Raw genomic sequence first — 12,205 nt, forward strand, 5'->3', positions numbered from 1 at the left:
CCCCCCCCCGAGCTAAAATGAAATCATATCATATTTATTTTCATATAAATATGATATGATTTCTTCAAAAGTGTCTGTTGTTTTACAGACAGGGAGGTTTTTTTTATGATTGAAATCAATCACGTATCAAAAACATTTGGAACTAAAAAAGCAGTTGATGACATCACTGTCACAATTCCTACTGGATGTATAACCGGCTTCATAGGTCCAAATGGGGCTGGCAAAACGACTTCTATCCACATGATGACAGGAGTTTTACAACCTGATACAGGATCAATAAAACTAAATGGAAAAGATATAACTAAGGATCCAATTGAAGCTAAAAGAGAATTCGGTTTGGTTCCAGACAGTCCAGATTTATTCTTGCGTTTATCCGGCCTTGAATATATTAACTTTATGGCCGATCTTTACCATATCGATACAGCAACAAGAAATGCTCGTATAAAAGCTTTAGCCGAACAATTTGAAATTCAAGATGCTTTAAATGATCGCATGTCAAGTTATTCACATGGTATGCGACAAAAAGCTATCTTGATCGCAACTTTGGTCACAGATCCTAATATTTGGATCTTAGATGAACCAATGACTGGTCTAGATCCTGCCAGTTCATACTTGTTAAAAGAAAAAATGAAAGAACACGCCCGCCAGGGAAATACTGTTATTTTTTCAACACATGTCTTAGAAGTTGCAGAAAAATTATGCGACAAAATCATCATTATTGATCACGGAAAGATTCGCTATGATGGTACATTGGAAGCTTTAAAGGCACAGTATCCTGAAAAAGAAAGTTTGGAAGATGTTTTCTTAGAGGTTACAAGACATGCATGATTTTATTACTTTAAGCAAGCTATTATTCAAATCAAATTATAAGCTTGATCTACATTCTAAAAAAGGAAAGCAATCATTAATCGTAGGTTTTGTGGTTTTTCTATGCCTTCTTCCTTCTCTAGGAATGTTTTACATGCTGTTTCATTCTGCATTTTCCACTTTAAATTTAGATCTTTTGATATTACAACTTGGTTTTAGTGTTATTGGATTTTTAGTTTTGTGGATTGCATTGTTCATGTTTCCATCTGTATTTTATTTTTCCAATGACCTTACTCATCTTTTAGTACTACCTGTTTCTCCAACGATGATCATATTTTCCAAATTTATCATCGTTTATATCTCATTATTTTTAACCAGCTTATTAGTTACTGCTCCTATGTTAGCAGCATACATCATGGCCGGAGCAAAGATTTCACAAATATTTATGTTTATATTACAATTACCTTTAATTTCTTTAGCTCCTGCATTTATGGTTGGAATATTCTGGATCATTGTGCTTCGTTTTATACCTTTTTTCCAGAACAAAGATCGTTTTAATCTAATCACAGGTGTAATATCTATCGTTATTGCCGTTGGGATTGGTGCTGCTTCTGGATTCATGAGTGGAACATCTGTCGAAGATCCTGCCGCCTTGATCTCAATGCTTCAAAACAATCCAGAAACTTTATCTTTATTGACCCAGATTTTCTTTAATGTTCCTTTTGCCTCAAAAGCAATTGTTAACTTATCTATTATAGATTTGTTTATTCATATCATTATAGTTATCATTACAGGCGGATTGTTCTACCTATGCTCAAAATACTTATATCTGATTTCTGCAACCAGTGTAAAAGGATCTCCTTCCAAGAAAAAAGCTAAATTAAAAGTCAATCATCAAGCGAATCCTTTTTTCAGTTATTTTAAAACCGACTTCTATAAACTAGTTCGTACGCCTGCCTACTTTTCAAACTGCGTATTATCCGGCTTAGTAGCTCCGATTATCATGGTTGTTGTATTTATGGCATTACCTGATATAGAAGAGGCCAAAGCCGCCTTAGCCCAAATAGATATCGCAAAGCTGATTAACCTACCTCTATATTTATATTTAGGCGGTATGATCGTTGGATTCTTTTTCGGCTCTTTAAATGGAATAAGTGCTACATCATTTTCACGTGAAGGAAAAAACATTCCATTTATGTTGTACATACCTTTAGATTTTTCTAAACAACTGGCTGCTAAAGTATCCTTAGGCATCTTCTTTTCACTCTTATCATGTATCTTATTATTGATACCAGTGCACATGTTGTTACCTTATCCAATCTATTATGATGCTGCCTTTGTGATTGGAGCTTTATTGGCAAGTTTAGTCGTTAATTTTTTAGCACTTTTGATTGATGGAATTCATCCAAAAATCAACTGGGAAGATGAAACAAGTGCTATCAAGAACAACTTAAATGTTGTATTCGAGTTTCTAGCAAGCTGGGCCATCGTGGTCATCCTTTGTGTTCCATTCTTCTTATTTGATATATTTAGTTGTTTAATTTATTATACAATTTTTGTTTCCATCGTCTTTGTGATTTTGATCGCAATCATGTATATCTTTGGTCCAAAGATTATCCTACGATCTTTAAAGAAAGGTTCATAGACAAAAAAGCATGTCTTTTAATTGAGACATGCCTTTTTAATGTGTTTCTTTATACTCTTTATAAGTTGTGATTTCAATTGTATTGATCACAGCGGTGATATCTGTATCTTCTAAATCAGCAATTGCATCTACAACATCCATACCAGAAATCACCTGACCAAACACTGTATGAACTTGATCAAGCCATGGTGTTCCGCCTACTTCATGATATTTTTCTTCTGCCAAAGTTGGCCATCCATTCAATTCCTGATCCATTGTATCAGCCTGAACAATAAAGAATTGGCTGCCATTGGTATCTTCACCGGAATTTGCCATTGAGACAGCTCCTCTAAAATTATATAATTCATAGCTGAATTCATCTTCAAAAGGTTCTCCCCAAATACTTTCACCGCCTGATCCCGTTCCCGTTGGATCACCAGTCTGGATCATAAAATCATCAATCACGCGATGAAATGTCACACCATTATAATACCCTTCTTTTGCATGTGTCACAAAATTTTCAACAGCCTTAGGCGCTTGATCTGCGAATAATACAAAATCAATTTCTCCCTGATCTGTATTCATGATTGCGACCTGCATATCATCTGGATATGAATCTTGGAACTGGATCAAGGAATCTAGTTCAGGAATTTGTGTTGTTTCATCTGTCGTATTTTCTGTTTGGGGTTCGCTCTGCGTACTTGAACAACCCACCAAAGCTAAGCTCAATACTAGAGCACTGGCGATTTTTGTATATAATTTCATTTTACTTTCCTTTCTTTGTCTTCGATATTTTATCATAGATTGAAAAGATAAAAAAATTATGTTTATATATTTTTTAGACCAGGAGGTATTAATTATATGTATACAGATAGCCATTGTCATATCACAGAAGATCGATTATATGAAAGAATCGATGAAGTTTTAAAAAACATGCACGAAGTTTCCAACTGCATGATCATGTGTACAAACGAAACAGAATTCAAAAGAGCATTAGCACTTAAAGAAACACACCCTCATTTTAAAATCGCCTTTGGATGGTTCCCTCAAGATGCCAAAGACATTACTGAAAAACACATACAGATCTTACAAAAGGCAATTGATTCAAATCAGATAGATTGTCTAGGTGAAATAGGTTTGGATTATTATTGGGATAAATCATTTATCAATGAACAAAAAGAGCTTTTTATCAAACAAATTCAAATGGCCAATCACGCCAATCTTCCTATATCCATCCATATGCGAGAAGCAACTAAAGACTGCCTGGATATCTTAAAAGAACACGCAAAGACCAAGGTCATCTTCCATTGTTTTTCCGGAAGCAAGGAAACAATGAATGAATGTTTAAAAATGGGCGCTTATATATCTTTTGCGGGCCCAATCACTTTTAAAAACAATCGTCAAGGTGTCGAATGCGCAACACTTTGTCCTCTAGACAAAATCTTAACTGAAACCGACTCCCCTTATTTAACACCGGTTCCTTATCGTGGTAAAACAAATGAACCAAAGTATGTTGAGTTCACGACAAAAAAAATCTGTGAGCTAAAAGAGATCGATGTCGAAACTCTCTGCACACAGATTTCTAATAATTTTCAATCTTTATTCAAAGAAGCATAATCATTTGGCTTATTACCAATGATGATCTTATCCTCTTGAATGACGATCGGACGCTTGACTAACATCCCATCTGAAGCCAGCAAATCAATTAACTGCTCCTGGGTGTAAGTCTTGCGTTTTTCTTTTACATTTAATTCTCGATAAAGCATACCGCTGGTATTGAATAACTTATCGATAGAAACTCCTTTATCGATCCAGCTTTGAATTTCTTCTTTTGTTGGATTGTCTTCTTTAATATTTCTATATTCTGCTTCGATTCCTAGATCACAAAGCGCGGCATATGCTTTCTTGCACGTCGTGCATTTTGGATATCCAATAAATAGTGTTTTCATATTATTTTATTCAAAAGCATGTGATAATGCATCAGACATAGAAGAATTATGTTCTACAGCACTAATTACAGCTGCAATCAATGGTGCTACTGAAAGAACAACCATTTCTGGGTATTCCTTTTGTTTTTCTGTCTGATCAATTGTATTCGTACAAATAAATCCAGCAAGTCCGGCATTTTTCAAACGTTCAATTGCAGGACCTGAAAGAATACCATGAGTACAACAAGCGTATACTGCTGTAGCTCCTTTAGCCTTTAACATATCAATACCAGATACCAAAGTACCTGCTGTATCAACCATATCATCAATAATAACTGCTACTTTCCCATTTACATCTCCAAGCAAATTCATCGCAACAGCTACATTTGGTTTAGGACGACGCTTATCAATGATCGCAACTGGTGCATTTAAGCTTTCTGCCAAGTTACGAGCACGTACTGTTCCTCCATGATCTGGAGATACAACAACGATATCTTTTACATCTAGGCCTTCTTTATGTTTAAAGTAATCTGCAATCAATCCTAAAGAAGTAATATCATCAGTAGGAATATCAAAATATCCCTGAATCTGTGTTGCGTGAAGATCCATTGTTACAACGCGATTTGCTCCTGCGCTTTCCAATAAATTTGCGACCAATTTAGACGTAATAGGCTGACGAGGTTTTGCCTTACGGTCCTGGCGAGCATATCCATAATAAGGAATAATACAGTTAACGGTTGCAGCACTGGCACGTTTACATGCATCGATACCAATTAACAATTCCATTAAGTTTTCATTTACTGGTTTGTTTGTACTCTGTACAAAATATACATGCTTTCCTCGTACAGATTCACCTAATTCAACTAAGATTTCTCCATCGGCAAAATGTTTTACTTCACACTTTCCCAATGGTAAATTCAATTCCTTACAAATTTCTTTTGCGAGTCCTACGCTTGATGATAATGCGAATACAATTGTGTTGTTCATGTTTTGTCCTTCCCTCTACTTGTTTTTATATTGTGTACCATAACCTTCTTTGTTGGATTGACGATTTCTTGCGATTCCCATATCGCCATCTTCAACATCATCCGTTATCGTACTGCCGGCTGCTAACAGAGCATTTTCTCCGATCGTAACCGGTGCAATCAAGTTTACATTAGATCCGATGAAAGCCCCATCTTTGATCGTTGTTCTAAACTTGTTCTTGCCATCATAATTTACTGTGACAACGCCACAACCAAAATTAACATTTTTACCAACATCACTATCTCCAACATATGTTAAATGAGCACATTTTGAGCCATCACCAAAATTTGTGTTCTTGAATTCAACAAAGTTACCTATACGACAGTGTTTCCCTACATGAGTATTGTTTCTTAAATGAGACATTGGTCCAATTGTGGTATATTCATCCACGCTTGAATCTTGGATCTTGCTGGAATCAATCGTTACATGATCTTTGATAACAGCATTATTTAAATAAGAACCACCTAAAATTTCAACATGATCTCCAATTACCGTTTTACCTAAAATTTCTACATTTGGATGAATGATTACATCATGTCCAATCTTTACATCTTTACCAATCACTGTGCGCTCTGGATCAACAATCTGAACACCATTGGCCATCCAGCAACGGTTGATTTTATTTCTCATCCATATATATGCTTTATTTAATTCCAGACAGTCATTGATTCCCATTACTTCATCTCGATCTTCAATTGGAAGTCCTTTGATCTTCATTCCTTTTGAGGAAAGAATGGAGACTATATCTGTCAAATAATACTCGTGCTGAGCATTATTTGTTTTTAATTCATTGATGTTTTCAAACAATACATCATTCTTGAAGCAATACATACCTGCATTGATTTCACGAATATTCTTTTGTTCTACTGTACAATCTTTTGCCTCTACAATAGAGATAACCTCATTATTTTCATTACGAACGATACGTCCATAATGAGCTCCGTCTTCAAGTACGGCTGTTAATAATGTTCCAGCTGCATCTTCATTTTCTTTAAACAGCCTTTCTAAAGTTTCCGGTTGGATACATGGACCATCTCCATTAATGATCAATGTATCTCCTTTAGCATCTTTCAAACATTGGCATTGCATGACTGCATGTCCTGTTCCTAATTGAGTTTCCTGCATTGCAAATTCTACATCTGGATATGCATCCTTGATCGTCTGTGCCTGATATCCAACCACAACAACGATACGGTCAACATGCACTGCTTTCAATGCATCGATAATATACCCTAACATCGGACGGTCAATGATCGTATGCATCACCTTACTGGCATCTGATTTCATACGAGTTCCTTTGCCCGCCGCTAGTATGATAGCGTTACGCATTTTTTCACCTGGCTTTCTTATACCCTATACTATTCTAACAAAAAATAGCAGTCATTAAAATAACAATCCAAAGAAAATCTTAAACCTAGTCCTCTCCATAATCAGTTATTCCTTCTCCTACATTTGGTACATAATGTGAGTACACCATATCTATACCAAACAACATAAGCAAGAAGACACACATGACGCGTAACATCATAGGTTTTATCTTGGCAATCATATTATCAAATACTGGAGCCAAAACATAAATAAAAGCCATACCGCCTATACCAAATACACAAAGCCCCTCAGCACATATTCTTCCATCTAGATTCAAGAAATATCCACTATAATCCCACCATTTCAACCCGGTATTCATTTCCATGACATAAGAAGTAGTGTATTCCAAAAAACCACATAACACAAAAATCAAAATAAAACAAAGGTATGGTTTATCTCGAAACTTCTTCAACAAAGTTAAAATAAGAATTCCTCCAGAACCATATATTGGAAGCCAAGGGCCATGCATAGCTCCACGATTAACAAACACTCCATCTGTTATCAAATGTAAACTAACTTCCCATAACCATCCGATGCAGGAAAAAATAAAAAACATCAAAATCAACGACCAAATTGTATAATCTCTAGCTGGATCCAGTCGAGAAAGAATAACTCGTTTGTTTTCTTCAGGAATAGTAAATAAGCGTGTAGGATATTGATTTCCTTCTGCCTCTTCCTTGATTGATGCATATTCCAAAGCTTTGTGACTTTCTTTTTGATATTCTCGTTCTGCTTTTCCTTCTTTAAAAAGAATTCCAAAATAATTTGCGAAAAATCCTCTAATTCCCGGTAGCGGTTTAACATTCAGATCCTTATTTTTAATCTCTGGATATGCTTCTTTTAAAGTTTCTTCACTAGCTTTAGCATATAAATACATATCGTTTAAACATTCAGAATAAACTAGATTTTCTGCTTTAGCTTTTTCTCTTAAATGAACATATACTTCACAAAATATCATCATTTTATACGGATTGCTAAAGAATGCTGCCGACAATCCAAGCGTACAAGAAGAAAGAATGGTCCAACCCAACATTGAAACATCTATTTTAAAGCACTCCCATTTATGGCCATTCATCATTTTTCTTGATAACGTGATTGCCTCTAAAGCTTTTATATCTGGATTCTCAGCCACAATAAACGGTACCATCAAGTAGGAATAATGTTTGACAAAAGCACCTACGATTGTCAGCGACCATAAGGTATATAATACATATCGAACAAACATAATAAAACTTGCTCTTGTCCACCGTTTTACCCTGCTTAAAAACATAAAACGCTCAAATGGTATTTTTTGATATGTTCTAGATTCCAAAAACATTCTTCTTAGCACGACAGCATATGTATTTTGAACATAAAACCAAAACATTAAAAAAACAAACAAGCCTAATAGAATCAATAGTAAAACAGCCAAACTTTCTGAACCGACCATTGAATTGACTGCAGCCACCATAGACAAAAAAATAGACCCTGACGTTATAGAGTTGATCAAAGCTGCAAACACGCCTCTTGATCTTCCAAATGCAGGATTTTTAACAGATGATATTTCTTTTTGTTTTATTTCATCTGCCATTTTTTCACCCGCATCTAAATTGTCATCGAAAATGTCTTGTAATACTTTTGAAGTACTCAAATCTGATGGTAAAGCTGTCATTTCTTCATTAATTGCTTCATTATTTTGCGAAAAGATCCAGCTAAGCGTACCACCAAATTCTGAAGTTATCATTGCTGAAACGAGACATATAGCTACCAAAAATCCAAAATGCTTTTTCATAAGCATTTTAGCTTGTTTTTTAATTTTCTTTCTATCCATGTTCTTCCCTCTCTTATATCTGTCTTTAGATAATAACATAGAGTCGTCCAAATAAGAAAAAATCTTTCCGGTTATCCAGAAAGATTTTATTAATCATCTAAATTATCTAATTCTTTTTGAAGCTGCTGCAACTGTGAATTAATAGAATCATATTTACTTTGTGCATCATTCACCGCACTTTGTGCACTGTCTACTTCACTACTTGCCTGCGTTTGCTGAGAAACTAGATCATTATATGTTGCCTGTGCGCTTTCTACTGCAGACTGTGCTGCGCTTTGTTCTTCTAATAAACCTGGGCGTTTGTTATAAAGTTCTTGAAGTTTTTGATAATCTTCATTTGTTAATTCAGAATTATCTTTGCTTTCTATTGCTTCTCTTTCAGCCTCTAAATCTGCCAAAGCCTGATCTGCTGATGCTTTTCGAGATTGTGCATTCTGTAAAGTTGAATTAGCCGAAGAAACTTTAGATTGAATCGAACTTAAATTACTCTTAGCTGTATTTAGCTTCGAATTGGCATCATCTAAAGCTTGTTTCGCATCAGCCAGATCATCTTTTAAATTACTGATCTGCTCTTTTAACTTTGCTTTTTGTTGAGCTACTTCAGTATTGTTATTAGAAGCGTCCGCTTTATCCTTAGCGTCTGATTTGGCCTGTGCCAACAGCTCATCAAATGTTTTTCCTGTTTTTGATTTCAACACTTTATTGATTTCACTTTGTTGTTCATCGCTCAATCGATTAAACATTGTTTCAAAATCAATGATATCAGCTTTTTTATCATCCGTTAAGAAATCATAATCGTTAGCCCACGCCAGAATTTCTTCATAGTTTTGTTTTTGTTCTTCTTCTGAAATCTGGTCATCGTTTCCTAAACCACCAATCAAATTAATAACGCCAAAAATAGCAACTCCCGCTAAAATGACTGCGATAACACCCGCAACGATAATTACAATTTTCTTTGTATCCTGATTTGATTTTCTGGCACTCCCTCGATGAACTTCACGTTTTAATCTAGGACCTTTATCTTCCTCCAACAAAGACTGGATCTCATCATCATTGATGACAACGGTCTTATTGGTATCTGTGGTTTCCAGATCAATTTGATCTTTATCCCACATCATGGTCTTTGTTTGTGAACCATCTTCCTCATATTCTTCATCTTCAAATTCAGAATCATCGATTGGATCAATGATCTGTGTAAGATCCATTTCTTCGGTATTTCTTCTATTAAAATCTTGAGAGTTCTTTCTAGCTCTTTCGATACGCGACTGTCTTTCTTTCTCCTGTGTGAAATTCTCCATCTTTTCTTCCAAAGTATCTTCTACTTCAAAAGAATCTAATAATTGAGATATTTCATCTTGACTCTTTGAATGCTTTTGACTCATAAGAATCCCCCTTTGGCCTAATTTTACCAAAATGTATGCTTTTTTTCTACCTGTTCATAGGGCTTATTTTCTTTGATCCATAAAGAATGTGCCGCAATCACAAAAACTGCAGATGGTTTTAACAATTCACAAGACCTATGTAATGTTGCTCCCGTGGTAAGAACATCATCGACCAAAAGAATATTTTTTAAGGCTATGGGATATATATTTTTTCTTTGAATGATTTTTTCTATCTGTGCCCTTTCCTTTTTTGAATGCTTGCTTTGTTTAAAGTCAAGTGCTTTATATAAAGGAAAATATATCTTTATATTTATGCTGTTAAAAATTTCTTCCAAAGGTAAAAAGCCTCTCTGGAAGTATTTTTCATCCGAGCTGCAGACACCACACACCATATATTTCTTCATTGTTTTTTGAAATTGATCTTTATAAAGATGTAAAAAGGATGGAGCTAAGACAATATCTCTTTGTTCCTTATAGCGAAAAAAGAAACTTTCTAAATTTTCATCATATTCATATAAAACATGATAGTTTATACCATTAATATTATATATTTTCTTATGTTCTAACCACTTAGATCGACAATTGCTGCACAACACATCATCATTTAAAAACATACGAGTAAATGTGGTTTCTTCATCAAGGGGCCTTAAACAGTCGAGGCAGAAGCATTCATCTGGCAAAGCTGATCGACACATTCTTTGATTGCCTGATTTTTTTGAAAACATAAGCACACTCCCTTTCCTGTCGGATCATCAAAACTTCTTCCTACTCTACCAAATATTTGAATCAAGCTTGCACTGGTAAATACCGCATGATCTGCCTGGCATACAATTACCTGCACGCTTGGTACCGTGATACCTCTTTCTAAAAGTGTCGTACAAACCAGTACATCTAATCCTTTTTGTCGAAATTGATCTAAGATCTCATCTTTTTCTTTCGTTTGCGAATGTATCATAGAAGATCGAAAAAAGAGCTTTAAGATCGTATTTAACCATATGCAATCTTGTCTTCTAGGCACAAAGACCAACACTTGTTTTGACTGCCTTATCCAACTGTAACAACAACCTATGATCATGAGCACCTGAAAAAATAAATTACACTCATACACTTTTGGTACCACCAGAGGATGTTTATGAGGCCTTTCAAATAACGTGACCATCTCCATTTCTTTTTGTTTGATTTTTTGTAGACTTTCTTCATCTGGCGTAGCGCTCAACAAAACTCTTTGTCCTTTACAGGCTCTTCTGGTGATTGTCTGCAGCACATCATTTCCAACATAAGGAAACGCATCAACTTCATCCATGATCAAAAGATCAAAGCCATCTGGATAGCGATATAGTTGATGCATGGTACAAACAATAATATCCCCGTCTGTAATCGTTGTATATCCTTGTGTTACCTCTACAACATGTAACGTTGGAAATGCCTGACGTAATCTTTGGGCAATTTCTAGAACTACCTGTCTTCGACTAATCGCAAATCCCACTTTCTGTCCTTGCGATAAGTAAAAACAAATACATTCAAAAACTGATTCGGTCTTACCGGCTCCAGTTGCCGCATATACAAATACATCTTTCTTTTGTTTCAGATATTCTACGATCTTGTGTGAGATTGCCTTTTGTTTATCCGTCAGTTCATATTTTAACTGCGGGCTTACTTCAATAACTCGTGTAGATAAATGACAGCTCTCCTTTCTTACATATGCATCCATTCTTCCAAAGGCAACACATTTACGACAATAGTACACACCTTTATCATAGGCAAAATATCGTTCATCTTCATTTCCACATTGATAACATTTCATATTTTCTATTACACTCGATTTTGATGAAACGACAAAAAAAGTCTGGATTTCTCCAGACTTCTTATTCTTTGTATACGTTAAACCTATTTGTTTAAACCATATTTCTTGTTAAATTTCTCGATACGTCCCTGAGCAGCTGCGAAACGCTGACGACCTGTAAAGAATGGATGGCAATTGCTGCAAGTATCTACACGCATTTCATCGCCTTTGATCGTACTACCAGTTTCGAATTCTGCACCACAAGATGAACAGATACATTTAACAGTATGGTAATTTGGATGAATTCCTTTTTTCATACTATTTCCTCCTTCCGCCTTAAACTCCTTGTGAGCCTAAAGTAAGTGCTAATCAATTATAACAAGCTCCTCTTATGATTTCAAGATGAATTCTCATTTATTCTATACTGAAAAAATCGGGTGATAACTTTTTAAAAGTATTGTGTTGTCCTTTATTCAT

The 12,205-nt window shown here is 35.2% G+C and carries 12 protein-coding genes; 3 read left to right on the top strand and 9 right to left on the bottom strand.

Features of this window, described 5'->3' with window-relative positions; all coding sequences use genetic code 11:
* Nucleotides 1–105 precede the first annotated feature (105 nt).
* Together HMPREF0367_RS08690 and HMPREF0367_RS08695 are read left to right on the top strand one after the other, a co-directional pair.
* A complete protein-coding gene (locus HMPREF0367_RS08690) occupies nt 106–828 on the top strand; it encodes an ABC transporter ATP-binding protein (protein WP_015535618.1) in 723 nt (240 codons plus the stop codon).
* A complete protein-coding gene (locus tag HMPREF0367_RS08695; RefSeq protein WP_035403361.1) occupies nt 821–2,452 on the top strand; it encodes a hypothetical protein in 1,632 nt (543 codons plus the stop codon). The genes HMPREF0367_RS08690 and HMPREF0367_RS08695 overlap by 8 nt, the downstream gene beginning before the upstream one ends.
* 36 nt (nt 2,453–2,488) lie before the next feature.
* Here the strand turns inward: HMPREF0367_RS08695 and HMPREF0367_RS08700 are convergent, their stop codons facing one another.
* On the bottom strand, nt 2,489–3,196 hold the full coding sequence (locus HMPREF0367_RS08700) for a peptidylprolyl isomerase (RefSeq protein WP_015535621.1): 708 nt from the start codon (nt 3,194–3,196) through the stop codon (nt 2,489–2,491).
* Between the two features lie 96 nt (nt 3,197–3,292).
* Here HMPREF0367_RS08700 and HMPREF0367_RS08705 point away from each other — a divergent pair, with 96 nt between their 5' ends.
* The gene (locus HMPREF0367_RS08705; RefSeq protein WP_035403363.1) at nt 3,293–4,048 is read left to right on the top strand and encodes a TatD family hydrolase; all 756 of its coding nucleotides are present in this window, start codon (nt 3,293–3,295) and stop codon (nt 4,046–4,048) included.
* Here HMPREF0367_RS08705 and HMPREF0367_RS08710 read toward each other — a convergent pair.
* The 8 genes from HMPREF0367_RS08710 to rpmE all read right to left on the bottom strand — a co-directional run bounded on the left by HMPREF0367_RS08710 (nt 4,024) and on the right by rpmE (nt 12,045).
* Entirely contained in the window at nt 4,024–4,380 is a 357-nt protein-coding gene (locus HMPREF0367_RS08710) for a Spx/MgsR family RNA polymerase-binding regulatory protein (RefSeq protein ID WP_035403366.1), read from the bottom strand. The two genes, HMPREF0367_RS08705 and HMPREF0367_RS08710, sit on opposite strands and share 25 nt — an antisense overlap.
* A 6-nt stretch (nt 4,381–4,386) precedes the next feature.
* Nucleotides 4,387–5,346, bottom strand: coding sequence for a ribose-phosphate diphosphokinase (locus tag HMPREF0367_RS08715; RefSeq protein ID WP_022355654.1), 960 nt, complete (start codon nt 5,344–5,346; stop codon nt 4,387–4,389).
* A gap of 15 nt (nt 5,347–5,361) precedes the next feature.
* On the bottom strand, nt 5,362–6,714 hold the full coding sequence (gene glmU, locus HMPREF0367_RS08720; RefSeq protein ID WP_035403369.1) for a bifunctional UDP-N-acetylglucosamine diphosphorylase/glucosamine-1-phosphate N-acetyltransferase GlmU: 1,353 nt from the start codon (nt 6,712–6,714) through the stop codon (nt 5,362–5,364).
* An 85-nt stretch (nt 6,715–6,799) separates the two neighbouring features.
* Entirely contained in the window at nt 6,800–8,563 is a 1,764-nt protein-coding gene (locus tag HMPREF0367_RS08725) for a DUF975 family protein (RefSeq protein WP_022355655.1), read from the bottom strand.
* An 89-nt stretch (nt 8,564–8,652) separates the two neighbouring features.
* Entirely contained in the window at nt 8,653–9,945 is a 1,293-nt protein-coding gene (locus HMPREF0367_RS08730; RefSeq protein WP_035403372.1) for a hypothetical protein, read from the bottom strand.
* Nucleotides 9,946–9,968: 23 nt separating this feature from the next.
* Nucleotides 9,969–10,670: a phosphoribosyltransferase family protein gene (locus HMPREF0367_RS08735; RefSeq protein WP_148449388.1), complete on the bottom strand. Its 702-nt coding sequence runs from the start codon at nt 10,668–10,670 to the stop codon at nt 9,969–9,971.
* Nucleotides 10,592–11,749, bottom strand: a complete 1,158-nt coding sequence (locus HMPREF0367_RS08740) for a helicase-related protein (RefSeq protein ID WP_035403378.1) — start codon at nt 11,747–11,749, stop codon at nt 10,592–10,594. The genes HMPREF0367_RS08735 and HMPREF0367_RS08740 overlap by 79 nt, the downstream gene beginning before the upstream one ends.
* Before the next feature lie 83 nt (nt 11,750–11,832).
* A complete protein-coding gene (gene rpmE, locus HMPREF0367_RS08745; protein ID WP_015535627.1) occupies nt 11,833–12,045 on the bottom strand; it encodes a 50S ribosomal protein L31 in 213 nt (70 codons plus the stop codon).
* Nucleotides 12,046–12,205 lie beyond the last annotated feature (160 nt).

It is taken from the genome of Faecalitalea cylindroides ATCC 27803 (genome assembly GCF_000469305.1).
In the GTDB taxonomy this organism is placed as follows: Bacteria; Bacillota_I; Bacilli_A; order Erysipelotrichales; family Erysipelotrichaceae; genus Faecalitalea; species Faecalitalea cylindroides.

What these genes read in the sequence shown, in the direction of transcription:
- HMPREF0367_RS08710 (WP_035403366.1), bottom strand. Translation starts at nt 4,380, where the DNA reads ATGAAAACACTATTTATTGGATATCCAAAATGCACGACGTGCAAGAAA.
- HMPREF0367_RS08725 (WP_022355655.1), bottom strand. Translation starts at nt 8,563, where the DNA reads ATGGATAGAAAGAAAATTAAAAAACAAGCTAAAATGCTTATGAAAAAG.
- HMPREF0367_RS08695 (WP_035403361.1), top strand. Translation starts at nt 821, where the DNA reads ATGCATGATTTTATTACTTTAAGCAAGCTATTATTCAAATCAAATTAT.
- HMPREF0367_RS08690 (WP_015535618.1), top strand. Translation starts at nt 106, where the DNA reads ATGATTGAAATCAATCACGTATCAAAAACATTTGGAACTAAAAAAGCA.
- HMPREF0367_RS08700 (WP_015535621.1), bottom strand. Translation starts at nt 3,196, where the DNA reads ATGAAATTATATACAAAAATCGCCAGTGCTCTAGTATTGAGCTTAGCT.
- HMPREF0367_RS08740 (WP_035403378.1), bottom strand. Translation starts at nt 11,749, where the DNA reads ATGAAATGTTATCAATGTGGAAATGAAGATGAACGATATTTTGCCTAT.
- HMPREF0367_RS08715 (WP_022355654.1), bottom strand. Translation starts at nt 5,346, where the DNA reads ATGAACAACACAATTGTATTCGCATTATCATCAAGCGTAGGACTCGCA.
- HMPREF0367_RS08735 (WP_148449388.1), bottom strand. Translation starts at nt 10,670, where the DNA reads ATGTTTTCAAAAAAATCAGGCAATCAAAGAATGTGTCGATCAGCTTTG.
- glmU (WP_035403369.1), bottom strand. Translation starts at nt 6,714, where the DNA reads ATGCGTAACGCTATCATACTAGCGGCGGGCAAAGGAACTCGTATGAAA.
- rpmE (WP_015535627.1), bottom strand. Translation starts at nt 12,045, where the DNA reads ATGAAAAAAGGAATTCATCCAAATTACCATACTGTTAAATGTATCTGT.
- HMPREF0367_RS08730 (WP_035403372.1), bottom strand. Translation starts at nt 9,945, where the DNA reads ATGAGTCAAAAGCATTCAAAGAGTCAAGATGAAATATCTCAATTATTA.
- HMPREF0367_RS08705 (WP_035403363.1), top strand. Translation starts at nt 3,293, where the DNA reads ATGTATACAGATAGCCATTGTCATATCACAGAAGATCGATTATATGAA.